The organism is Acetobacter pasteurianus subsp. pasteurianus LMG 1262 = NBRC 106471, assembly GCF_000285275.1.
Taxonomy (GTDB): domain Bacteria; phylum Pseudomonadota; class Alphaproteobacteria; order Acetobacterales; family Acetobacteraceae; genus Acetobacter; species Acetobacter pasteurianus.
The window spans coordinates 24,952-44,842 of sequence record NZ_CADO01000034.1; the positions used below are offsets into that span (position 1 = coordinate 24,952).

Sequence of the window (19,891 nt, forward strand, 5' to 3'; positions counted from 1 at the left end):
CTTATTCTTTCCCTTCCGTGTTGCGGGCAGAAAGCAGGGGCAGGCTGCGGTAACGCCGCCCCTGTGCCGCCGCCATGGCGTTGGCCAGCAGCGGGGCTGCGGCTGCGGTGCCAACCTCACCAATGCCGCCGGGGTCTTCCTTGCTGGGCATCACCACCACATCAATGCGGCGTGGGGCCTCGTTCATGCGCATCACGCGCCATGTATTGAAGTTTTGCTGTTGTACACGCCCGTTTTCCAGTGTGATCTCGTTATACAGGGCGGCGGAAAAACCAAAAATCAGCCCGCCCTCTATTTGCGCAATCACCTGATCCGGGTTGATAACCTGCCCGCAATCCACGGCTGCGGTCACGCGGTGGATAATTACTTCATCCGGGCTGGGCATTTCAATTTCCGCAATGCTGGCCATGTAGGATCCAAACGCAAACTGCAGGGCCACACCGCGCGCCCGGCCTTTGGGCACGGGTGTGCCCCAGCCTGCATCTGCTGCCACACGTTCCAGCACTGCCAGCGCACGCGGGTTGTTCTGCACCATGGCGCGCCGATAGGCTACCGGGTCTGCCCCCGCGCGGGCGGCCAGTTCATCTATAAAACCTTCCACCACAAACAGGCCGCGCGTGCCACCTACACCGCGCCACCATGCGGTGGTGATGCCGGGGGCCTCGCGCCGGGCAAATTCCAGCCGATATGCAGGGTAGGTGTAGGGTGTTACCACCGTGGCAAGGGAGAGGTCTTCATCATACCCATCCTTTGTCAGTTCTGGCGGGTCCCACCGCGCCACCACGGCCGGGCCGACAATGCGATGTTGCAGTGCGGTGATATACCCTTTGTCATCCAGCGCGGCGGTGAGTTTATCAACATAGGCCGGGCGATATCTGTCCTTTGTAATATCTTCTTCTCGGCTCCAGATAATTTTCAGCGGGTAGGGCACCTGTTTTGCAAACTGCACGCATTGGGTGACGTATTCATGCTCCAGCCTGCGGCCAAACCCGCCCCCAATATACTGGCTGTGCACCGTAATCTTGCTGGCAGGCAGGTCAGTTATTTCGGCTGCGGTATCTCGCGCGCGCTCGGCCACCTGCGTGCCTGCCCATACATCGCACCCATCTGGCCGCACATGGGCGGTGCAGTTTATGGGCTCCATAGGGGAATGGGCCAATAAGGGCTGCTGATAGGTGGCTGTGTAGGTGGTGCCAGATTTGCCAATTACACCCGGCGCATCTGCCTTGGCGTTGGCCACAATGGCCGGGCCGTTTAGCCCTGCGTGCAGATCATCATAAATGGTCTGGGTGGTAATGGCCGCGTTTTTTCCAAAATCCCACTGAATATGCAGGGCTTTCAGGCTCTTGCGCGCGGCCCAGTAATGCTCTGCCACCACGCATACGGTATCTTTATTATCCGTTACCAGCACAGCATGTACGCCATTTATAGCCAAGGCGGCATTGCGGTTCATGCTGCGCACAGTGCCACCCTGCACGGGGCAGGCGGCCACGGTGCCAATTTTCATGCCCGGCACCTGCACATCCATGCCAAAGCGGGCGGTGCCATCTACCTTGATCTGGCTATCCAGCCGATGGTGCTTGCGGCCAATAAGCGTGTAATTGGCGGCATCTTTTAATTTTGGCTCCTTGGGCACGGGCAGTTTGGCGGCAGCTTCTGCCACATCACCAAATGGCACGGTGCGGCCAGTGGGCGTATGCACCACGGCCCCGTTGGCGGTTGTGCAGCTTTCTGGCGCAACGCCCCAGTGTGAGGCCGCGGCCTGTACCAGCATGGTGCGCGCTGCCGCACCGGCTTGGCGCAACGGCAACCATTCTGTCATGATAGAGGTGGAACCGCCGGTAATTTCCGCCCCGCCACCGGGGGGTGCGGCCTCTATCTGCACAGCAAAGGGGTCTATCCCCAGTTCTTCTGCCATCAGCATTACTGAGGATGTGTAAATACCTTGACCCATCTCGATATTTGGCAAAATAAGGGTGATGGTATTATCTGCGGCAATACGAATAAACGCATTGGGTGCAAAGGGGGTGGCAACATCTTCCACCAGCACGCCGGTGCCTGCCTGCGAGGCCTGAGCCGCGCGCCCGCGCGCTGTGGGCCACAGCGTTGCCAGCAACAATGCACCGCCCGCTTGCAGCACGCGCCTGCGGCTGGTTTTTAACCGCGTGGTGGATGAGGGGGAATGTGTGCTCATGCCAGTTCTCCCGCTGCGTGGTGAATGGCTGCGCGAATACGCATATACGTGCCACAGCGGCACATATTGCCAGACATGGCGCTGTCTATCTGTTCATCCGTGGGGTTGGGGGTGGTGCGTAGCAGGGCCACGGCGGCCATAACCTGCCCCGGCTGGCAGTATCCGCACTGCACCACATCCAGTTCCACCCACGCAGATTTGATGGCTCGTACAATCGGGTCTGCCATATCCAGCCCCTCTGGCGTGGTAATGGCGCGCTCTCCCACCAGCCCAACGGGCAGGTTGCACGCACGCACGGCCTTGCCATCTACATACACGGTGCAGGCCCCACACTGGGCAATGCCACAGCCAAACTTGGCGGCATTCAGGCCCAGAATATCGCGCAACACCCAAAGTAACGGCGTATCGGCATCAACGTCCACGCTGTGCGGCTGGCCGTTTATCATAAGGGTTGGCATGAGGGGGGCTCCTGCTAGGTGGTTTTTGGCGTATGAAAAACCAGCCTAACATTTTCGGAACGGAAACGGAATCTTATTGAATATATATACAGAAATACAGACAGCTATCTTGAGCCAATCTGCCCTTTGCGCCAGTGCAGCAGGGCTTGTGCGTGGCGCACAATCTCGCCCACAGGCAGGGGCAGGGTGGCGGGTGTATAGTGGTCTTCATGCGCAACGCCGGTTTCCACCTTGTCTGCCCAATACGGCAAACCACCCTGAATACACATGGCCAGAAAACACGGGTTGAGATGATGGCTGGGCACTAGTTCATACACTAGCGTGTCGGGCTGGCACCATGCCACATTGGCAAGGCCTGCCCCCAAAAAGCCCATTACCATATCGGCCTGTGCAAACAGGTCTATCTGTTGGGCTATGGGCAGGCGTTCGGGGCGCACGCGGGTAAAGCCGAGTGTGGTCAGCGCCTCGGCCAATTCGGCCTCGTTGGGCATATGGCGGTTTGTGGCTTCGCCGCGTTCCAAAAACAGGTAGCGCCCGCGTGTGGGCGTGGTGCTGGCGGTCTGACGCAACGCGGCATAAGCTGCAAGAGATGTTGCGGATGCCGTAAAATCCGTTTTGCCACGCACAAAATCTGTATACACCACGCGGGGGAAGGCATAGCGCGTGCCGGGGTGGGTGATCAGCCGTCGTTCTGGCGCAAGCCCTGCAAGGGTTACAAACTGTTCCTGCCACGGGGTAAGGGGTGGCAGCAAAAACACATCGTTCTGCCCAGCATGTTTTAGAAAATAGTAAAGGGCCGGAACCGTGTGTGCCACCCAGTGATAGTAATTGGTGTTCCAGTGGTCAAACCCGGCCCATGCGGTGCAATGGTGCTGCTCCACCGGTGTGTTGGTGGGGGCTGCGTGCCAGCGCTCTAATGCGGCAAGGCCTTGGGTGTAAACCGTATCATGCAGGGGGTGGCCTTCCCATGCAAACAGGGCCAGTGCGGGGTCAAACACTGCGGGGCCAAAGCTGTAGCGGTATATGGGTGGGGTATCTGTGTGCCAGTCTGTCAGCAGGCTGTGGGTGCCATCGGGCAGGGTGCCGCCAAAGGCAAAGTTTCCCCCCATGCGGGGTGAGGTTTCAATGAGCCCCCGGCCTCCAGCAGCCTGAAATACACAAGGAAAAGCAGAAAGAGACACAGACATGGCAGGGGGCTTTAGCGTTTGGCAAGGGTGTGCCAAGTATAGGGGTGGGGCTTGGGTTCAGGCAATAGGGCGGAACTTTGGCGCGCACAGTATGCAAGGTAGAGCGGATGCAAGACGGTTCCTATAACGAAGTACCAGTTATCAGAACACCGGTTTTCAAAACTCCAGCGGATGATCTGGCCTATTGGCAGGCCAACCCGGATGTGGCCGCGTGTGGGCTTTCTGCCCCCCAGCATTATGCCCAGCATGGCCAGCACGAAGGGCGGATGCAGGCTGCCAATCAGGATCTGGTGGCCGCCATGCGTGAACGCAAGCTGGAGCGCATTGCCTTCCGCCAGAACCCCGTAACACCGCGCACCTATGGCCAGCCCGCCAATTACATGACAGACGCCATAAGGCAGGAGTTCCATATTCCGCCTTTTCCGCCTATTTCGGCCCATAATTACGGTGGCTATATTGCGGGCCTGCAAAAAGAACACCCGGACTGGATGTTTTTGGATGTAGGGGCCGGGCTGCGTGATACCGTAACCGAGCAGATGGTGAATGTAGATGTGTTTCCCGCCCTGAGCACCGATGTGGTCTGTGTGGGCGAAAGCCTGCCTTTTGCCGATGCCCAGTTTGATTTTGTGCTGTGTGCCGCAACGTTGGAACACACCAAGCGCCCGTGGGAGGTTGCGGCTGAAATTTGCCGCGTGCTCAAACCCGGCGGCATTGTGCGCATAGATTATCCGTTTTTGCAGCCGGTGCACGGTTATCCATCACACTACTTTAACGCCACACCTGAAGGGAATATCAGTCTTTTTGAAAAATGGTGTGATATCCAGTACTGCATTGTGGAAGACCATTTTCATCCCATCCACGCCCTGCGCTGGATGATGGAGGACTGGAAAAACGGCCTGCCAGATGATGCCAAAGCCCAGTTTGGCAACATGCGGGTGGATGACTTTTTGTCCTCCCCCATTCCGGACATGATGCAGCAGCCTTTCTGCACAGAGCTCAGCCCCGAAGCCAAAAAGGTGATTTGTGCGGGTTCTACGCTGGAAGGTGTTAAAAAGCAGGGCCCGCAGTTTTATGGTAGCCTGCGCGAAGAACATCTGGCGCAGGAAGTGCAGCAGGCCCGGCGGGATGTGGAGATCATGCGGGCGTCCTCATCATGGAAGCTCACGGCCCCGTTGCGCAAGGTTGTTGGTCTGCGGCGCAAATAAGGGCCGCTGCCGCATTAACCGAAAAAAATAGGGAACACATAAAGCCACAGGCTCGCAATCAGCAAAGTGCCCGCAATAACCATAGGCAGCACAATAGTAAGCATCGGCCCAAAGCGTGAGGGCCGTTCTGGCGGTAGTCCGGCTGCCTGATTAACCTGCGCAACCCGGGCATCAATTTCTGCGTCTATGGGGTCTTCCTCTGTCCAGTCTTCTTCTGGCGTGGGGGAGGGGGCATTTATCATGTGTGAGCCTTGTGCTGAAGCGGAAAAGGGCAAGAGAAAGATGTAGCGTATGTTTATGTTGTATGGGGGAATTGATTAAAGAATATAAAGGCTTGATACGAGAAAAATATGAGGCAGCACCCAAAGGCATCTTCTCGTAATCTTGCGTGATCTGGGAATCAGCAAGAATGCTGCTGCTATTGTACAGAGAAAAAGATAAAAAATACCATCATGTTTTTATATTAACACAACAACATGATGGTATTTTTTTGATCAATTGAATTCAAATAAATTTTTCATTTCTTCAATTAAATCATTTTGTTTATCAGAAAAGTATTCGTTTAATATGTTATTGAACACACAGCTTGGAGACATATATTGATTTTTGTGTTTAAATTTTAAAATATTTTTTGATTCCAGCATATCAACCCCAATTTTTTTTGATTTATTTACAATATTAGAAAAATTAAAACAAAACATATAAGTGCCGTCATCCCACAGTTCTGTTTCTATAGAATCTTTTTGTGGAGTTTCGAGAAATACAAATGGACTAGTTAAATATTTTGACTTTGACATATAAAATATTCCGACATCACCTTTGTTTATTTTACTCGCCTTGGTTTCTAATGTTCTGATATTATTTTGATCTTTCTTTTGTGGAATTCCCCAAACATGATATTTTTGTCCAATCTGAAAGTTTTTCTCATTTGTTGATGAGAAAAGGAATAACTGCATAATTTTATCCTCAATTTAAGTTATTAATGCTTCTATCGCAGCAAGTTGCCGCGCAAAATCAATGTCGACTAATGTAAGGAATTTACCTCACAATAAGGTCTCATTCTTCTGGTAGGTTAGAATCGCTTTGGGCTTACTGGGCGTTATAAATCAGAGCAGACAGCACATTGCCTTCTGCAATGGTTTGCCAGTTCCTGTCATAGGTGCGGCCATTTTCGTAATATCCCAGTGTATTCCAGTTTCTGTCATATGCTGTGGCCCTATCGTTATCATCTTCAATATAACCGAGGGTTTGGTAGTTCCGGTCGTAAATGGTCTGGCGTGACATGGTGTTAAGCCTTTCTTTCAGAATTTGAGTTTTTTCAGGATGGTGCGGGCTCCAATCTCATTGGGAGGAGAGACGAGACCGCTTGTTTCCATACGATTCAGATAAGCGAGAGCCTGATCATAAGAAATATCCAGTTCTCGTTGCAGGAAGGAAGCCGAAGGCTTTTGGTGCTGCATTGTCAGCTTGAGCGCGCGCTCATAGATTCCTTCATCTGTAAGAATATCCTCTAGAAAAATGTATTGAGATGTAGAGGTGCAGTACAGAACATCTGCAATGATGGCTATCGGCACACCGCGTGCTTTCATGCTGATGTAAAGTTCCACCATGAAGTTGATGTAGTTGTTTTTGGCGGCGACAATCTTGCGACTGTTGGAATTGCTTATTGCGCAGAGTTCAAAAAAGCCTGTTTTCGGGATTGCCATCTGCCCCATGAGAAACTTTGAAAGAATATCTTTCAGATGCTGGCAAAGCTCAGATGTTGTTTTACTTTTTCGCTCCATAGAAATAATGTTTTTATGAAGGAAAGTATGAAAAGCCTTATTTTCACCGCCTTTAATACGATTTTGAATGAAGTTTTCATAATCTTTATTGTCACTTGGTTTTTTGTAGTATGGCATTTTTTAAACCCCTGCTTTGAATTCAGTGAAAATGCGAGATTTTCATGAATTTTAAAAGTATAAATTATATATATTTACAACATAATTTAAAAAATAAATTATTATAACTAATATAAGATGTTAATTGATTTTAATTCCATAAAATTCATAGAATTTAATAGAGTAAGCATGAGATGTATTCCTCATATACTTGGTGTTGATGATTTTTTTTATCAAGAAAAACCAATTTCGACAATGTTTAAATTTTTTTCATAAACTCAAAAAGTAATGCTTATTTTTATTCGTTTCTGAAACGGAATGTTTTGCGAGCAGCATATCGGAACTGGATACTGCAGAAGCAATAGTTCTGGAAATCATGGCTGCAGTATTGAAAAACCAAATACTGATAAACAGGAACCTTTGCGTATTACGTCTCGTGAAGCCAGGTGGGGTTTATAGTGTGCCATTACACTAAACCCCTTTCAGATTGGCCCTCAGAATGGACGATACAGCTAGGTGCTTTACCGTTTCTGCCCGGTTTCACGCAGCAGAAAGGTTAGCACGCCTGCCAGCACAATACCGGCCAGGCCAAAGCTAAAGCCTTCTGTAAAGTCCGCCCCGTTGAGTGGCCGCCCATGCCCCAGATGTTGCAAAAATGCGGCAAACAGCGGAGAGACAATGGCGCTCATAACAAACACCAAAAAGTTAATGGCCCCTGTGGCGCTGCCCTTTACATCATCCGCATTTACTTCCTTGATGATGATGTAGGGGATCATGGCCGCACCGGAAGAAAAGCCCAGCAGCAAGGCCAGCACATAAGGCGGAAAGGTGTTGCCCGGCAGGTAGATAATGGCCGCAACCGTAAGCGCCATAACAATAATGCCACCCAGCAGCACGGGTTTTCTGCGCCCGATCTTGTCCGTTAAATAGCCAAGGGCAGGGCAGCCAAACATCCAACCCACAGGCACCATGGCGGCCCGCATTACGGCCTCGTGGTACCCAACGTGCCAGCTTTGGGTTAAAAACGTAATGCCCCATGTCATGCTGCCCACGGTGGTCGGTAAAAACAGCAGCCCCGCACACAGCCCGCACAGATAGGACTGCGGGTTGGTGAGCACGCTTTTATACGGCGCAAACATGGAGCCAGAAGCCGGGGCCACATGCGTGGTATCTGCCTTTTTTTCCTGCGGGGTCATGACAAACAGAAAAACGGCTATAAGGGCAATAAGCAGCCCGGTATCAATCCAGTAAAAATGCCAGTTGATAACACCATGAATCAGCCATGCTACGGTAGATTGCCCCATGGCGCCACCCAGCATGCCCGCGCACTGCGTGGCCCCCACAGCCGTGGCCAAATACTTTTTGGGAAAACCCCGCGCCGCCAGATAAACCGCGCCCACAAACGCAAAAGCCGAGCCCGCACCCTGCATAAGGCGGCCAAGGCTTGCCATCCATTCTTCCCCCCAGCCAAACAGGCAGGTGCCCACGGCCAGCACCAGCGCCCCAAACGAGATGGTATATTTGGCCCCCCACCGGTCCACCGCCGCGCCCGAGATAATGGAGCAGAAGGAGTAGGTGTAATAATACAACCCGAGTAAGGACCCCAAACCCACCGTTGTCAGCCCGAAGGAGGAAACAAGCTCGCTCACCATAACGCTGGGGGCGGGGCGTGTAGAGTATTGCAGAAGATAAAAAACCAGGCACAAAAACCATGCAATAATATAGGGTGTCTGGCTTGAAGTTGTGGGCTTGCGTGTTGGCGGCGGCGGGGTGTTAATATTGGCAGGCATATTTATCTTCCACACTCTTTTACGTCATCAATAAGAAATATTCCGAAAATCTATATATGATTTTTCATTCCCATACACTGACAACACTTATCCGGTCTGACGTGATCTGCTGATAAGAGGCAACACAATTTTCAGAGACATCTTACCCCTTAACATAGACGTGTCTTGGCTGAAATTGATGTATGTCTTTTGGGGTGTGAGAAGGTGTTAGGGGCGCTGTACGCTCTCTATATACAAGAATTTTTAAAATATAGATTCATACTGTTCTGAAAATAGGTATCTAATATTAAATAGATATGCAGATTTCCTGCGCACTGTTGGGTTTGGCGTGCCAATGCCGCTATCTGTAGCGTTGATGCCCAGCATTGCTACGGCAGCGCGCTGCGTTCATGATGCAGCAGGGAAAAGATACAACAGGATGATTTGAGATGACTGATGATGAAGCCCGCATGCTGGTTGGCACCGAGCTAGACCCGCAAAAGCTTTATATGCAGGTTGAAGGGCTGAAAGACGTTTTAAAACTTGCCGTAAGCGGGCTGCCACCACAGAGTTTACAGAACTTGCGCGAAGCCCTTGAAAAAGTGTGCGCAGGCAGTGTGGAAATTCCCGGAATGGCCGAAGCATTAGAGATAGTAAAAGAACATTCAGCCGAAGCACCGCACCTGCAATAAGGCGCATGAATGTATCAAACAGGCCCTATCCGTAAAGATAGAGCCTGTTTAAAGATAATGTGAAAGCAGCAGATATTAGGCCGAATATGCTTTCAGCTCTGGTGTGTGCTGTGTGTTCACGCAGTAAGGTCCTGCCGCGCGAATGGTCATGGAGAGAATGCCCATTTTTCCATGCGTAAGATGCTCACCAAGTGGCAATACGGCATCCCCATTGGTCCATGCACAATCTGTCCAATCTGTAGCATGCCAGCCTTCGGGTTTTTCTTCCTGAAGGTGGGCTGTAATGCTATGTGCCTTTTTGGCGGAAAGCAGGCGCACATCCGCAACGGCTACCCCCATGTAACGCCGATCATCCACAAACGGGCCAATAGCATCTGCCGGGCGGCTGGCGCGGGAGACAATGCGCACAGAGTGTGTATTGGGTGGCAGCATGAAGCTGTATTGCTGGTTACCATGCCGCATTGGGCGGATGGTAGCACCTGTTTGTGTAATCAGGTGCAGATCCGGATCATGGGTTGTTTCCATTTGTCCGGCAGATGGCAGGCAACCAACAACGCTGTTTTCACGCGCTTGAAGGGCACGGAACAGGGGTTCAACAAAAGAACGCTCAACGCATAGCGGTGCGCCAGCATCTTCTTCCCAGCTTTTTGCGGCGCTATGGAGTGTGACAACCTTGCCTTCCTGACGGAAGGAGGAGCGGTTACCTGTATCCAGATAGCTTTCTGTCAGCATACCATCTGCGGTGATGACGGAATGCTGCTGTGTTTCCACATGGTAGTAATTGTAAGAGGTAATGGATTTATCGTAAAAAATGGAAACACCATTCACCAGCATACGTGCAGGCACAAAGCTGTCTTTAAAGAACAGGCAATGTTCTGATGTAATCAGCATATCCTTGTAAGGCACGCCATCACTAATGGCGTCTTTAAGAATACGCACAGGCCAGCCTGCTTCATCATCAGGCAGTTCAGCACGTACGTTAACGTGTGTAGTGCCAACCCACACAACCGGGCTTACAACTTCCTTATCATTGCGCCAGTCAAAGGTTACAACTTCATCCCCAATCCGGATGTCTTCTACAGCTACGTCACCACGAGGTGTGCAGATCATGCTGCCAGCAAGAAAGCAGGCGCCGATGTAGGTGTTGCTATCAGAAACAGTGATTTTCAGGGGATTTGTGTCATTGGTGGATGTGTTAACAACGTAATCACCGTTGTTAAGTGTAACACCTGACGCAGGAGAAACAGCGAATTGCCCGATTACATTGCTATTTGCATCTTTAAGCGTGACAATTTTTTCTGAACTATCTGTTCCAAAAAGACCACCATTTTCAATGGTGTAAGATGCAATCGTGCTTGTTGTATTCTGGAGCTCAATCGTATCCTTGGAGGGATCGTAATTTTGGAAAGTCGTTGCGTTTATTTGACCGCTCGCTAGAAGGCTGATCAGCGTTCCCCCACCGTTAATAATAACAGTGCCGCCCCCGGTGCCAAAATTGACTGTTGAGCCTTCTAAAACGCTAGCCAGTGCAGAGCCGGTATTTAATGTGCCCCCATATTCAACATTAATTGTTGAACCGTTTAAAACACCAGCAACAGAACTTCCGCTTGTTCCTGTAAGTGTGGCCGCGCCCCCAATAATATTAATGGTGGAGCCCGTAACAAGGTTTGCCAGACCAGAGATGGAAGTGGTGCCGCCAATATAATATGTGGAAATTTCTGCAGCACCCGCACCAATAATGAAGTTTCCTGTTGCACCAGGAGTGCTTACAAAAGTTTGGGCACTTAATGCGCTAATGAGAACACCAAAATCACCAGATCCTGGGGTAAGAACGTAACCACTTCCAAGAAGTTGGACTAAGACAAGGTCAAGGCCCGGATTAATGTTTGTCTGGTCTAATATAACGTTCCCGCTGGAATCAGTAATTTTCACATCCCAGTCAGTAATGCCAGATCCATATGGCTGCGAAACTGTCCATGTTGTTTCGACAATTTTGTTGCCGTTGGCATCCAGAATTGGGTTGCCCTGAGCATCCGTCTCATAAGTGTAATAAGTGCTCATAATATTAAACTCCGAAAATCTAAATGCCGCAAAAGTGCGGAGCTAGCCGATTCTGACGCCAAGATTCGCTTGTAAAATTTATTTCAACTACCATATTTGGTCAATAAAAACGCAAAAGTTAGATAAAAAAAATCATTAAAATATACAAATAAAAACGTATGTTATAACGATATATTATTGGATAAAAAATAAATTATATAGTTAATGTCGAAAAAATAACAATACACTCAATAAGTAAAAAAATTATGATTTAAATTTATATTTTAACTTTTGAAATTTAGATATGAAATGTTTTTCTGTTTTGGGTGGGTATGGTTAATCTCTATGCCAAAACTTTGATGGCATTACTAGCAATATTCAGCCTGCTGCCAGGGCAATGGTGGCGAGGACAACGCTCCCGCCATCACCAACCATGCTGCATGGCTATTTGAGAACTTCTGGCCTATCGGATCACGCGCACGATTGGCGTTGGCGCTGTTTCTCTATACCGGCCAGCGGCGGAGCGATGTCATTCGCGTGGGGCCTGCACGCGTGAAGAACGGCAGCATTGAAGTGGTGCAGATCAAGACGGGCAAATACCTGCTGATACCGGCCATAACACGCTCTCAGAAGTGGAGCGTTACACCAGAGAAGCCAATCAAAAATTGCTGGCTGAATCTGCATGGAAAAAGCTGGGAAGCATGAGCCCAGAACGGTCTAAAAAAGGCATGAAAAAAGAGGGGGGTGTGAAAACTTTGTGAAGAAAGTTTACACTTTCCACCAAAAAACCCAATAAAAACAAGAGGTTGAACAGGAGGGTGGTGGAGCTGAGGGGAATCGAACCCCTGACCTCCTCATTGCGAACGAGGCGCTCTCCCATCTGAGCTACAGCCCCGCCTGTTCCATAGATTTTTGGGTGTATAGGGCTTACCAATTTGCTGTCAAGCTGTATTGTAGGCGCCCAATGGCAGATATGCGGGCATGCCATAAGGGTGTGCCCGGTTTTTCAGCAAAGCAGGATTTGGCGTTCGTGTTTTTCGTTTTCATGCTGCTGATGCGGCTTCTGGAACTGTATAGCTGGGTGCTTCTGGCAGCCTGTATTTTTGTAAACCTGTATGCCTTTGGCATTCTGGATAGCCGCAACCAGATTGTCTGGAAAATAGGCGTGTTTCTGGAACGGATAACAGAACCCGTGCTGGCCCCCGTGCGGCGTATGCTGCCAATGCCGGGCGGCATGGACTTTAGCCCAATGGTGGTGCTGCTGATTATCCAGTATGTGCTACAGCCGGGGCTGGTCAGCCTGTTTCGTGCGCTGATGTATCATTAAATTAACGTGCGGCGGCTGGCGTTGGCCCGGTTTGTTAAAAACGGAGCAACCGCCATGCCACATCTTTTCCGCACATTGGGCCTGTTTTGCGCCACCATAGCCGCCACACCTGCTTTGGCGCAGGATACGCCGCCCGCTACGTCCGCCCAAATATACACCGGCAGCATGGCCGGTGGCCAAGGCACCCTTAAACTGGTGCAAACGGGAGATGAAACCTTTGCCGAGGTTGCTGTTGTAGGGGATACCTGCGCAGGCTCGGCCGAGGGCGCAGCCACCCGCCACGGCAACACATGGGTGGTAACAACAGACCCCGAATATAACGGCCAATCCTGCCGCATCACCTTCCGCATGGGGCCACATGGCGTGGTCAGCAGCGAAGAGCAGAACTGCGCGCCCTATCATAACGGGGCTTGCGCCTTTACCCACGCGCAACTGGCCCGCGTAGCGCAGTAAGGCCACGCTTTATACGCATGTGGGCACAAAAAAACCGCCGGGCCAATAAGGCTGCGGCGGCTTTTTTACAGCATGGCAGGTCAAAGCCCGCCAGCCCACATTAGTGGTGAGAAGAAGACGCGTTCGGGTCTTTTTCAATGTGGGTCAGGCTGTAGCTGCACATCACAATAACCGGAACAATAAAGGCGATAACAGCAGAGCTCATAGCTGCAACGTTCATGCCCAGGAAGTACAACATCAGATCCAGGCCCAGCAGCGCAATGCACAGAAACATGCCCATCCCAAAAACCCCTTATATAGTGTTCCGGCGGTAAAAGGGTTGCCGGGCCGGTGCCATATCCATGCATCTCAAGCCCCGCAGATTCCACCGGAATCATGCCAAATCAAAACAGCGTCACACTTACTCTTTTGCCCCGCGTGGTCAACCGCTATCTGGGCATGGCGTTGTGGCGGGTAATGCTGGTCTGCTTTTGTACGGGTTGTGGGTGGCTGTGGTGGCCCCAATGTTTAAGGTAGGCTTTACGCAAATAGGGAAAGAAATTTTATGTCTGAAAAAACAGAAAACCATACCCACCATCTGCCATCCGCCACGGATATCAGCCGTGAAATGGAGCAGGTAAAGCGGGAATACGATATTGCGCTGAAGGACCGGCCAGAACACGCAAAAGCTCTGGGTGAACGCCTGCGCAAGCTGGAAGCCCAGTTGCAGGAAGGCGCACGCGGCAAGGCATGAAGCCCCCATAACATATCGGGCGCGGGGTATATTCCCGCCACCCGTATGGCTTTAAACGCCCGGCCTTAGTGCTGGGCGTTGCTGTTTGGGGCAACCGTTGTGGCAGGGGTTGTTTCCTGCGCCTTGGCCGCCCAAGCTGCGGCCACGCTTTGCGGGCCTGTAAGTGTTTGTGCTGCCGGTGTGGCCTGCACCGCAGGCGTTGCGGCGGAAGAAGGCGTGCCAGCAGAATCCGCCTGTGGGTTGAGAATGCGCTGCGGGGCTGGCTGATCATAAACCGAATGCAGCGCACGCCTTTGGGCCTCTACGCTGGGTTCATGAAAAGCCGAAACCGGGCCAAACCCAATCAACCTGTCACGGAACCGGTTGGTGGAGGCCACGGGGGAGCGGATGCAGCCTTTTACAACCGTAGAGCACGCGCCATCCGTGCCAATCATGCGGTCATTATCACCGCTGTAATGCAGGTCATACACACGGCCATCCACCATCCGCAGGCTGGCCACGCAGGTTTTGCCCGCACCGCCAAAGGTGGTTTGTGTCATGTTCACAAATGTCTGGAGCGGAAACAGCGAGGAATCGTTGGTGGAAGGCATGTTGACCGAGCGCACGTACTGATAAACCGTGGTGTGCTCATCTATCTTCTGCGTTTTGTCGGGAATACCCGCGCAGGCCTGTAAGTCCTCATTTGTCATGCCAATTACGGCCAACTGGCCCTTATGGGCGGTGCGGCTATCTATATATCCGCAGCCTGCCAGCGTGGGCAGCAGCACCAGCGCGGCAAGCCCGCGTGCACGGTAAAACAGGGAGGCAACAGAGGCAGAAGAAGGCAGGGAAGGGCAGGGCAGAACGGTCATTACTCTTGTTCGTAAAAGGGTGGGGTGGCGTTCAGGGCGGCGCGTTATGGGCTTCGGCGCGGGCAATATCCAAATACAGCAAAACCAATAGCGGCAGGGGCCAGATAAAAGGCAGCGGCACATGCCACGCCATGGCCAAGGTGCCACACAGAGCCCCAGCCGCAAACCCCAACCAAGAAAGCCCCGGCAACAAAGCCGCCCCCGGTGGCGGGGGTTTAACAGTGCTGCCCGGCCAGCGCGCCGCCAGCGATGTAGCCAGTGCCGAGGCACATTTGAGCAGGTTGCTGGTGATCACAATGGTCTGGATAGCACTGCCAGAAAAGCGGGCTATCGTTTCCCCCTGCACGGCCATAAGGGCGGGCAGCAGCACAAGGGCCAGCGTGTGGTGCCACGGCGTAAGCATGGCAATTTGCGTGGCCCCCAGCAGCACGCCCACACAGGCTATGCCAATGGCCGCCTGCCAGCGCAAGCGTGCCAGAGTGGCCAGCATGGCCACCACAAAAAACGTGCCTAAAATACCCAGCAACATCAACGCATGCGGCCAAATGCCGCCAACAAGGGCGGCGGCCAGATGGGTTGTGTTGCCTGTCATGGCAGAGGCAAACAGCCCGCCCAGATATACAAAGCCCAGCGCATCTACATACCCGGCCAGAAGGTCCAGCACCAAAATGCGCCGCGCAGAAACCCGCACGGAGGAGGAAGTAGAAAGCTCAGCCATATTCACCCTTCAGCATACAGCGCCCTTACGTAAAATCCACCCGCTGCCTTTGTGCCCGCTGCGGGGGCTAAGGGCCATTCACAGGGGCGTAAGCCTGTATCTGCACAGAAATGGGGGTGGCCGTGGGTGTGGATATCATGCATCTATGCGCAAGTTTATGCGGCATGGCCCGTGCGGCGGGCCTTGCTGGCAGGTGGGGTTTTTCCGTATTCTGCGGCCAGACCAAAGCAAGGAACAAAGTAGATGTTGGGATTCCGTCCTGTTTTTCTGGCGTTGGGGGCCTGCACTGCCCTGTTGGCCGCGCCCCCGGCGGCTTATGCGGCGGAGAAGAACCCTCATTACGGGCTGCAAATTATGAAGATGCGCCCCGGCCCAGCCCCCATGACAGCCGCCACAGCCGCCCCCGGCATTTTGGATTACGATGGCATACCCACCGTATTGGGCACAAATGCGGCCAATGTGGGCGGGCTGATGTATTTTTGCTACCACAACAAGCTGATAACAGACACCACGGTTAAAAAACTGGGGCGCGAGCTGGCGGAACTGCCAGATGTCCGCAACTCGTCCGATTACGCATGGGGTGGCATTGGCATGCTGCGCCTTGGCCCGGACCAGATGTTTGATACCCGCACCCTGAACCGAGACCAGCGCGAGGCCGTGTGCTCCCGCACAGCCCTTATGGGGCCAGACCTGCTAAAGGCCGCCCGCAATGGTGATGCCGCACCGGGCATAGATAACCAGCGTGCCTCGGATGAAAAACCCAGATGGCCGTCTGAACCCCCGCCGCCTATCCGCGCACCAGTGGCCGCTGCTGCGGCTGTTCCGGCGGGTGTGGCTGCTACACACAGGGTTTCCGCGCCTGCGCGTGCGGTTTCTGCCCCTGTTGCGCATGTGGCGGCACCACGCCCGGCTGTATCAGCCCCGGCTTATGTGGCCCCGCGTGCCGTGGCGGCCACGCCGCATGTGGCCACACCTTCTGCGCCCGCGCCGCAGGTTGTTTCTGCGCCGCCACCGGCTGTTATGGTCCCCACACCTGCGCCAGCACCCAAGCCGGTGCCCTATACGCCGCTGCCCTCGCAGCAGGCCATTCAGGATGAAGTGGCCCAAAAGGCCGAAGCGCGGGAAGCCGCAGCACAGGCCGAATTTGCCCGTCAGGCTGCATCACAGGCAGGGGCGGTGCGGTAAATACGCGCCAACCACAGCCCAACACACAGGCAGGCCCGCTGGCAGCAATGCTGGCGGGCTTTTGCGTTGCGGGCCTTGCGGAATGGGGAATGTATGTCTGTTTTGATAGAACAGTTTAAACAAAGTTTTAAGTACACAGGCCGCCTGTCTGTTTCCGATTTTCGGAGGTGGAGCGCATGGCTGCTGCTGATATTTATACTTACATATATTGCACATTTATATGCAGTGCATGTGCTTGATAATTATGGAGGCTCTTCCATTAATGCCGTAACTGGCGTGTTTGTGTTTTATGCCACGCTTTTACTTGTATATGTGTTTCTCATGTTTGCCATTACGTCCGCTTTGATCAGGCGGCATCATGACATGGGCCGAAACGGCTGGTTTTCTGTTTTGTGGTTTGTTCCATATATAGGCGTGGGTTATTGGATTTACCTTTTATGCGCCAAAGGCACGCAAGGCCCCAACGCCTATGGGCCGCCCGCATAGCCCACCCTCCTATATTCTGCCTTGGCCCACATTCCGCCACTGTTTGCAGGTTAGTGTGGTGGTGTTGAACAAAGCTGCTGCCATATCTATTTGCTATAGAAGTTTGGCAGATGCCTGCCCCAAACCGGCAGGCGCTAGAAAAGACGGATAAAAGAATGCGTAAGATTGTAACCCTGGGCCTTGCAACCATTATGGCCGCCACCATTGGCAGCGCCGCAAACGCCAGCGAACCAGGCGGCTGCCTGAAGTACGGCGCAGCCGGTGCCGTGGGTGGCCATATGGCCAACCATCATGGTGTGTTGGGTGCGGCGGCCGGGTGTGCTGCGGGCATGTATCGCCGTCATGAATACCGTAAGGAAGCCCGCGCCAAGGCCGCGCTGTATGATAAGGAACACCCCGGCTCAAAGGGCACCTATCAGCAGAAAGCCACGGCGTATGATGTGGAACATTCCACCACACCGGGCACCATGCAGCCCAACCAGCAGCAGCCTAATGCTGCCCCGCAGGGTGGTGAAGCCCAGCCAGAAGGCGCACAGCACCTGTAATACGCTGCATTTTATGCCCGCTATGGGGGCCTGAAACGCAAAGCGGCCCCGCTGCCAACACCCCGGATACGGGGCAAGGCGGCGGGGCCGTTTTTTATGCGCGGGTGCTGGGCTTAGGTGTGGTTGGGGTCTGCGTGGTCTGTTTCACCATTGTAGGGAGATGTTAGCTGCGCGCGGGCTTCACCCTTGGGGTAGGCGGCGGTGTGCAGGTTGAGGTACATCTTGCCATCATGCAGGGCTTTTTCCTGCTCGGCAGTTAAAATGGCGGTGCCAGAAAACGGGCTTTTAAACGGGCCTTTCAGGGTGATCATATGGTCTGCTTCCTGCCCCGGATCTGCCGGACCATGAAAATGCGCTACCGTCACCGGGCCGCTCAGCCCATCCCACGTAATGGTATAGCGCAGCTCATGCGTGGAAGGAAAAAACACCGCATCCACCTTGCCGGTGGGGTGAGATGTGGCGCTGTGCTCGGTTGTAAAATCACCGCCAAAGCGTTCGCTGCGTTCAGCATGGGCGGTAGAAACCAGCGCGCTCACAGCCGCCGGAGCCACCGTAACCGCAAGCGTGACCCCCAAAGCCACCTTGCGAAACACTTTTTTGCTGGCTGAAATCATACGAAAGCGCCCTTTCAAACATAACAAAGATATCTGTGCGATATGCCTATAACGGCCCGCTTTGGCAGAGGTTCCGGCGCCATTACGCGGGCAGGGGCACGTATTTGCGCCACATGCTGCCAATATGGGGCGTGCGATAGGGTGTGTCAGGCCCGCTGCCTCTCACGCTCGCGTGATGGACAAAAGGCCTGACACACCCTGAAACTATTGTGCGAAAAGGTTAAAACACCTGCCGCAGGCGGATGGTTTTGCCGCCGGAGGTTTGCAGCACAAGGTGTGTGCCATCTGTTGTCCAGCCGGTTACGCTGTTCAGCAGTGGGCGGAAGGTGTTTGCAATGTCGTTCTGTTTGCCGGGGCAGGCCATTAGCGTGCTAATACCGCCTGCGGGCATGGGCGTTACGCTGCCCTTTGGCCCAAATACCAGCCCGCCCACATAGCGGTTGCAGCCATCCGAGCCGGAAATCTTGCCTGTATCGTTAATGTCCAGCGTGGGGGCAAACATGTCTGCCGCCGGGTTGGGGTTTTCATCCGTGGCGCTGTCATCCGTATCGGGCACAAAATTGCCGCCGCGCAGCCTGCGCCCATCCATGGCGGTCACCACCCAGCGCGTATCATTCAGGCTGTTGGGGGGCACCAGCACACCGCCGCACCCGTGCAGGGTTTTGGTGGCGGAGGTAAGGGTGACTGTATCTGTAAACACCTGCCCGGTCATGCTATCTGTGCAGGCAGATGCGGTGAGGGCGGCTTTTACGTCCGATGCCTCATAATACCGGGTGCCGTTTTCAGAATAGGCATGGCGGATCACGCGGGCCATGCGCGGGCCATCCGGTGTTTCAACAGAAAGCGCACCATCAGCCAACGTCATGTTCCAGAAGGGCTCGTTCCCGCGCGCTTCATACACCCCTTTGGGGCCGGTGGCGGCCACCGGGGTTTCCTTACCCTCTGGCGTTGTGGGGGTGCGGGGTTCTGCACAGCCAGCCAGCGCCGCACCCGCAGCGCACAGCGCAAAAAGGCCGGGGCGGAAAAAAGGGGCGGAAAAGCGCATGGCCGGGTGTCCTTCTACTTCAGTTGCCCCTTGGCAGCACAGGCACGCCGGGCGGTGGAAAATGCGTGTCTGTATCTGTGCCGCATAATGCCAGAACTGTTAAGGGGCATGTATGCCACAACCGGGCTGATGTCGGGCGTTTATGGGGGTGCTGAAGTATCTATTGGCGTTGAGAATCATTTGACACGAAAATAAGATAAGATATATCTAACAAAATCGTTTTATAAATAATTCCAACAAGAGTGCTTCATGTCTTCAACAAGTGATATCCCTGCTTCAGGATACAATATCCTTAACTTTGCCCACATCACCACATCAAACAACATATCCACTGTTTCTAATATTCAAAACAGTGTTAAGGTAACTTTTATTGATTCAACTCATTTCACTATTGATGGTACGGAATACACATACGATTATACTTGGGGTGGAAAAGGATCAACGCAAATAATATTGGGGGATACTACAGGTGGTTATTTTCTATTAACAGATGCAAATGTTAATATATC

23 protein-coding genes and 1 tRNA gene are annotated in these 19,891 nt (G+C 52.9%); 9 read left to right on the forward strand and 15 right to left on the reverse strand.

The genetic code is table 11. The annotated features are described in order from the left end of the window. Nucleotide 1 precedes the first annotated feature (1 nt). From APA10_RS07815 to APA10_RS07825, 3 genes are all read right to left on the reverse strand, one after another. Nucleotides 2-2,194 (reverse strand): xanthine dehydrogenase family protein molybdopterin-binding subunit, encoded by a 2,193-nt coding sequence (locus tag APA10_RS07815; protein WP_003628877.1) that lies wholly within the window; start codon nt 2,192-2,194, stop codon nt 2-4. Further along, entirely contained in the window at nt 2,191-2,652 is a 462-nt protein-coding gene (locus APA10_RS07820) for a (2Fe-2S)-binding protein (protein ID WP_003628878.1), read from the reverse strand. Before APA10_RS07820 ends, APA10_RS07815 begins: the two co-directional genes overlap by 4 nt. A 104-nt stretch (nt 2,653-2,756) precedes the next feature. Further along, on the reverse strand, nt 2,757-3,839 hold the full coding sequence (locus tag APA10_RS07825) for a glycosyltransferase family 61 protein (RefSeq protein WP_003628879.1): 1,083 nt from the start codon (nt 3,837-3,839) through the stop codon (nt 2,757-2,759). Between the two features lie 107 nt (nt 3,840-3,946). Between APA10_RS07825 and APA10_RS07830 the strand changes: the two genes are divergently transcribed. Continuing rightward, a complete protein-coding gene (locus tag APA10_RS07830) occupies nt 3,947-5,044 on the forward strand; it encodes a class I SAM-dependent methyltransferase (RefSeq protein ID WP_003628880.1) in 1,098 nt (365 codons plus the stop codon). Nucleotides 5,045-5,058: 14 nt separating this feature from the next. Here APA10_RS07830 and APA10_RS07835 read toward each other — a convergent pair whose 3' ends face one another. The 5 genes from APA10_RS07835 to APA10_RS07855 all read right to left on the reverse strand — a co-directional run bounded on the left by APA10_RS07835 (nt 5,059) and on the right by APA10_RS07855 (nt 8,714). Further along, the gene (locus APA10_RS07835; protein WP_003628881.1) at nt 5,059-5,286 is read right to left on the reverse strand and encodes a hypothetical protein; all 228 of its coding nucleotides are present in this window, start codon (nt 5,284-5,286) and stop codon (nt 5,059-5,061) included. Nucleotides 5,287-5,538: 252 nt separating this feature from the next. Further along, nucleotides 5,539-6,000: a hypothetical protein gene (locus tag APA10_RS07840; protein ID WP_003628883.1), complete on the reverse strand. Its 462-nt coding sequence runs from the start codon at nt 5,998-6,000 to the stop codon at nt 5,539-5,541. 133 nt (nt 6,001-6,133) lie between these two features. Beyond that, nucleotides 6,134-6,328, reverse strand: coding sequence for a 4-fold beta flower protein (locus APA10_RS07845; RefSeq protein ID WP_003628884.1), 195 nt, complete (start codon nt 6,326-6,328; stop codon nt 6,134-6,136). A gap of 17 nt (nt 6,329-6,345) precedes the next feature. After that, nucleotides 6,346-6,945: a DNA translocase FtsK gene (locus tag APA10_RS07850; protein WP_003628885.1), complete on the reverse strand. Its 600-nt coding sequence runs from the start codon at nt 6,943-6,945 to the stop codon at nt 6,346-6,348. 500 nt (nt 6,946-7,445) lie between these two features. Then, entirely contained in the window at nt 7,446-8,714 is a 1,269-nt protein-coding gene (locus APA10_RS07855) for an MFS transporter (protein WP_003628889.1), read from the reverse strand. A 428-nt stretch (nt 8,715-9,142) separates the two neighbouring features. Here APA10_RS07855 and APA10_RS07860 point away from each other — a divergent pair, with 428 nt between their 5' ends. Further along, the gene (locus APA10_RS07860; RefSeq protein WP_003626175.1) at nt 9,143-9,385 is read left to right on the forward strand and encodes a hypothetical protein; all 243 of its coding nucleotides are present in this window, start codon (nt 9,143-9,145) and stop codon (nt 9,383-9,385) included. 75 nt (nt 9,386-9,460) lie between these two features. On the opposite strand, the gene APA10_RS07865 is transcribed toward APA10_RS07860, so the two are convergent. Next, entirely contained in the window at nt 9,461-11,446 is a 1,986-nt protein-coding gene (locus APA10_RS07865; RefSeq protein WP_003628891.1) for a Hint domain-containing protein, read from the reverse strand. 462 nt (nt 11,447-11,908) lie between these two features. Between APA10_RS07865 and APA10_RS15140 the strand changes: the two genes are divergently transcribed. Continuing rightward, complete coding sequence (locus tag APA10_RS15140) at nt 11,909-12,130, forward strand: site-specific integrase (protein WP_003628892.1); 222 nt, start codon at nt 11,909-11,911, stop codon at nt 12,128-12,130. A 114-nt stretch (nt 12,131-12,244) separates the two neighbouring features. Here the strand turns inward: APA10_RS15140 and APA10_RS07875 are convergent. Continuing rightward, nucleotides 12,245-12,320: transfer RNA gene (locus APA10_RS07875), tRNA-Ala, on the reverse strand. A 69-nt stretch (nt 12,321-12,389) separates the two neighbouring features. Between APA10_RS07875 and APA10_RS07880 the strand changes: the two genes are divergently transcribed. Together APA10_RS07880 and APA10_RS07885 are read left to right on the forward strand one after the other, a co-directional pair. Next, a complete protein-coding gene (locus APA10_RS07880) occupies nt 12,390-12,752 on the forward strand; it encodes a YggT family protein (protein WP_003628894.1) in 363 nt (120 codons plus the stop codon). A gap of 6 nt (nt 12,753-12,758) precedes the next feature. Beyond that, complete coding sequence (locus APA10_RS07885) at nt 12,759-13,205, forward strand: hypothetical protein (RefSeq protein WP_003628898.1); 447 nt, start codon at nt 12,759-12,761, stop codon at nt 13,203-13,205. 100 nt (nt 13,206-13,305) lie between these two features. Here APA10_RS07885 and APA10_RS07890 read toward each other — a convergent pair whose 3' ends face one another. Next, nucleotides 13,306-13,485, reverse strand: a complete 180-nt coding sequence (locus APA10_RS07890; RefSeq protein ID WP_003626196.1) for a hypothetical protein — start codon at nt 13,483-13,485, stop codon at nt 13,306-13,308. A gap of 264 nt (nt 13,486-13,749) precedes the next feature. Between APA10_RS07890 and APA10_RS07895 the strand changes: the two genes are divergently transcribed. After that, nucleotides 13,750-13,938, forward strand: a complete 189-nt coding sequence (locus APA10_RS07895) for a hypothetical protein (RefSeq protein ID WP_003626200.1) — start codon at nt 13,750-13,752, stop codon at nt 13,936-13,938. 65 nt (nt 13,939-14,003) lie between these two features. Here the strand turns inward: APA10_RS07895 and APA10_RS07900 are convergent, their stop codons facing one another. Together APA10_RS07900 and APA10_RS07905 are read right to left on the reverse strand one after the other, a co-directional pair. Then, nucleotides 14,004-14,789 (reverse strand): hypothetical protein, encoded by a 786-nt coding sequence (locus APA10_RS07900; protein WP_003628900.1) that lies wholly within the window; start codon nt 14,787-14,789, stop codon nt 14,004-14,006. Between the two features lie 31 nt (nt 14,790-14,820). Next, nucleotides 14,821-15,507, reverse strand: coding sequence for a YoaK family protein (locus APA10_RS07905; protein WP_035365660.1), 687 nt, complete (start codon nt 15,505-15,507; stop codon nt 14,821-14,823). Nucleotides 15,508-15,750: 243 nt separating this feature from the next. On the opposite strand from APA10_RS07905, the gene APA10_RS07910 reads away from it, so the two are divergent. The 3 genes from APA10_RS07910 (at nt 15,751) to APA10_RS07920 (ending at nt 17,723) form a co-directional block, all read left to right on the forward strand. Further along, entirely contained in the window at nt 15,751-16,692 is a 942-nt protein-coding gene (locus tag APA10_RS07910) for a hypothetical protein (RefSeq protein ID WP_003628904.1), read from the forward strand. Nucleotides 16,693-16,785: 93 nt separating this feature from the next. Beyond that, entirely contained in the window at nt 16,786-17,178 is a 393-nt protein-coding gene (locus APA10_RS07915; RefSeq protein ID WP_003628906.1) for a DUF805 domain-containing protein, read from the forward strand. Nucleotides 17,179-17,288: 110 nt separating this feature from the next. Beyond that, nucleotides 17,289-17,723, forward strand: a complete 435-nt coding sequence (locus APA10_RS07920; RefSeq protein WP_003628908.1) for a hypothetical protein — start codon at nt 17,289-17,291, stop codon at nt 17,721-17,723. A gap of 113 nt (nt 17,724-17,836) precedes the next feature. On the opposite strand, the gene APA10_RS07925 is transcribed toward APA10_RS07920, so the two are convergent. Together APA10_RS07925 and APA10_RS07930 are read right to left on the reverse strand one after the other, a co-directional pair. Further along, nucleotides 17,837-18,337 (reverse strand): CHRD domain-containing protein, encoded by a 501-nt coding sequence (locus APA10_RS07925; RefSeq protein ID WP_003626217.1) that lies wholly within the window; start codon nt 18,335-18,337, stop codon nt 17,837-17,839. A 220-nt stretch (nt 18,338-18,557) separates the two neighbouring features. Continuing rightward, the gene (locus tag APA10_RS07930; RefSeq protein ID WP_003628910.1) at nt 18,558-19,382 is read right to left on the reverse strand and encodes an META domain-containing protein; all 825 of its coding nucleotides are present in this window, start codon (nt 19,380-19,382) and stop codon (nt 18,558-18,560) included. Between the last annotated feature and the right edge of the window lie 509 nt (nt 19,383-19,891).

Bases quoted from the DNA above. Each gene is read 5' to 3' on its own strand.
- APA10_RS07815 (WP_003628877.1), bottom strand. From the start codon at position 2,194: ATGAGCACACATTCCCCCTCATCCACCACGCGGTTAAAAACCAGCCGC.
- APA10_RS07820 (WP_003628878.1), bottom strand. From the start codon at position 2,652: ATGCCAACCCTTATGATAAACGGCCAGCCGCACAGCGTGGACGTTGAT.
- APA10_RS07825 (WP_003628879.1), bottom strand. From the start codon at position 3,839: ATGTCTGTGTCTCTTTCTGCTTTTCCTTGTGTATTTCAGGCTGCTGGA.
- APA10_RS07830 (WP_003628880.1), top strand. From the start codon at position 3,947: ATGCAAGACGGTTCCTATAACGAAGTACCAGTTATCAGAACACCGGTT.
- APA10_RS07835 (WP_003628881.1), bottom strand. From the start codon at position 5,286: ATGATAAATGCCCCCTCCCCCACGCCAGAAGAAGACTGGACAGAGGAA.
- APA10_RS07840 (WP_003628883.1), bottom strand. From the start codon at position 6,000: ATGCAGTTATTCCTTTTCTCATCAACAAATGAGAAAAACTTTCAGATT.
- APA10_RS07845 (WP_003628884.1), bottom strand. From the start codon at position 6,328: ATGTCACGCCAGACCATTTACGACCGGAACTACCAAACCCTCGGTTAT.
- APA10_RS07850 (WP_003628885.1), bottom strand. From the start codon at position 6,945: ATGCCATACTACAAAAAACCAAGTGACAATAAAGATTATGAAAACTTC.
- APA10_RS07855 (WP_003628889.1), bottom strand. From the start codon at position 8,714: ATGCCTGCCAATATTAACACCCCGCCGCCGCCAACACGCAAGCCCACA.
- APA10_RS07860 (WP_003626175.1), top strand. From the start codon at position 9,143: ATGACTGATGATGAAGCCCGCATGCTGGTTGGCACCGAGCTAGACCCG.
- APA10_RS07865 (WP_003628891.1), bottom strand. From the start codon at position 11,446: ATGAGCACTTATTACACTTATGAGACGGATGCTCAGGGCAACCCAATT.
- APA10_RS07880 (WP_003628894.1), top strand. From the start codon at position 12,390: ATGGCAGATATGCGGGCATGCCATAAGGGTGTGCCCGGTTTTTCAGCA.
- APA10_RS07890 (WP_003626196.1), bottom strand. From the start codon at position 13,485: ATGGGCATGTTTCTGTGCATTGCGCTGCTGGGCCTGGATCTGATGTTG.
- APA10_RS07895 (WP_003626200.1), top strand. From the start codon at position 13,750: ATGTCTGAAAAAACAGAAAACCATACCCACCATCTGCCATCCGCCACG.
- APA10_RS07900 (WP_003628900.1), bottom strand. From the start codon at position 14,789: ATGACCGTTCTGCCCTGCCCTTCCCTGCCTTCTTCTGCCTCTGTTGCC.
- APA10_RS07905 (WP_035365660.1), bottom strand. From the start codon at position 15,507: ATGGCTGAGCTTTCTACTTCCTCCTCCGTGCGGGTTTCTGCGCGGCGC.
- APA10_RS07910 (WP_003628904.1), top strand. From the start codon at position 15,751: ATGTTGGGATTCCGTCCTGTTTTTCTGGCGTTGGGGGCCTGCACTGCC.
- APA10_RS07915 (WP_003628906.1), top strand. From the start codon at position 16,786: ATGTCTGTTTTGATAGAACAGTTTAAACAAAGTTTTAAGTACACAGGC.
- APA10_RS07920 (WP_003628908.1), top strand. From the start codon at position 17,289: ATGCCTGCCCCAAACCGGCAGGCGCTAGAAAAGACGGATAAAAGAATG.
- APA10_RS07925 (WP_003626217.1), bottom strand. From the start codon at position 18,337: ATGATTTCAGCCAGCAAAAAAGTGTTTCGCAAGGTGGCTTTGGGGGTC.
- APA10_RS07930 (WP_003628910.1), bottom strand. From the start codon at position 19,382: ATGCGCTTTTCCGCCCCTTTTTTCCGCCCCGGCCTTTTTGCGCTGTGC.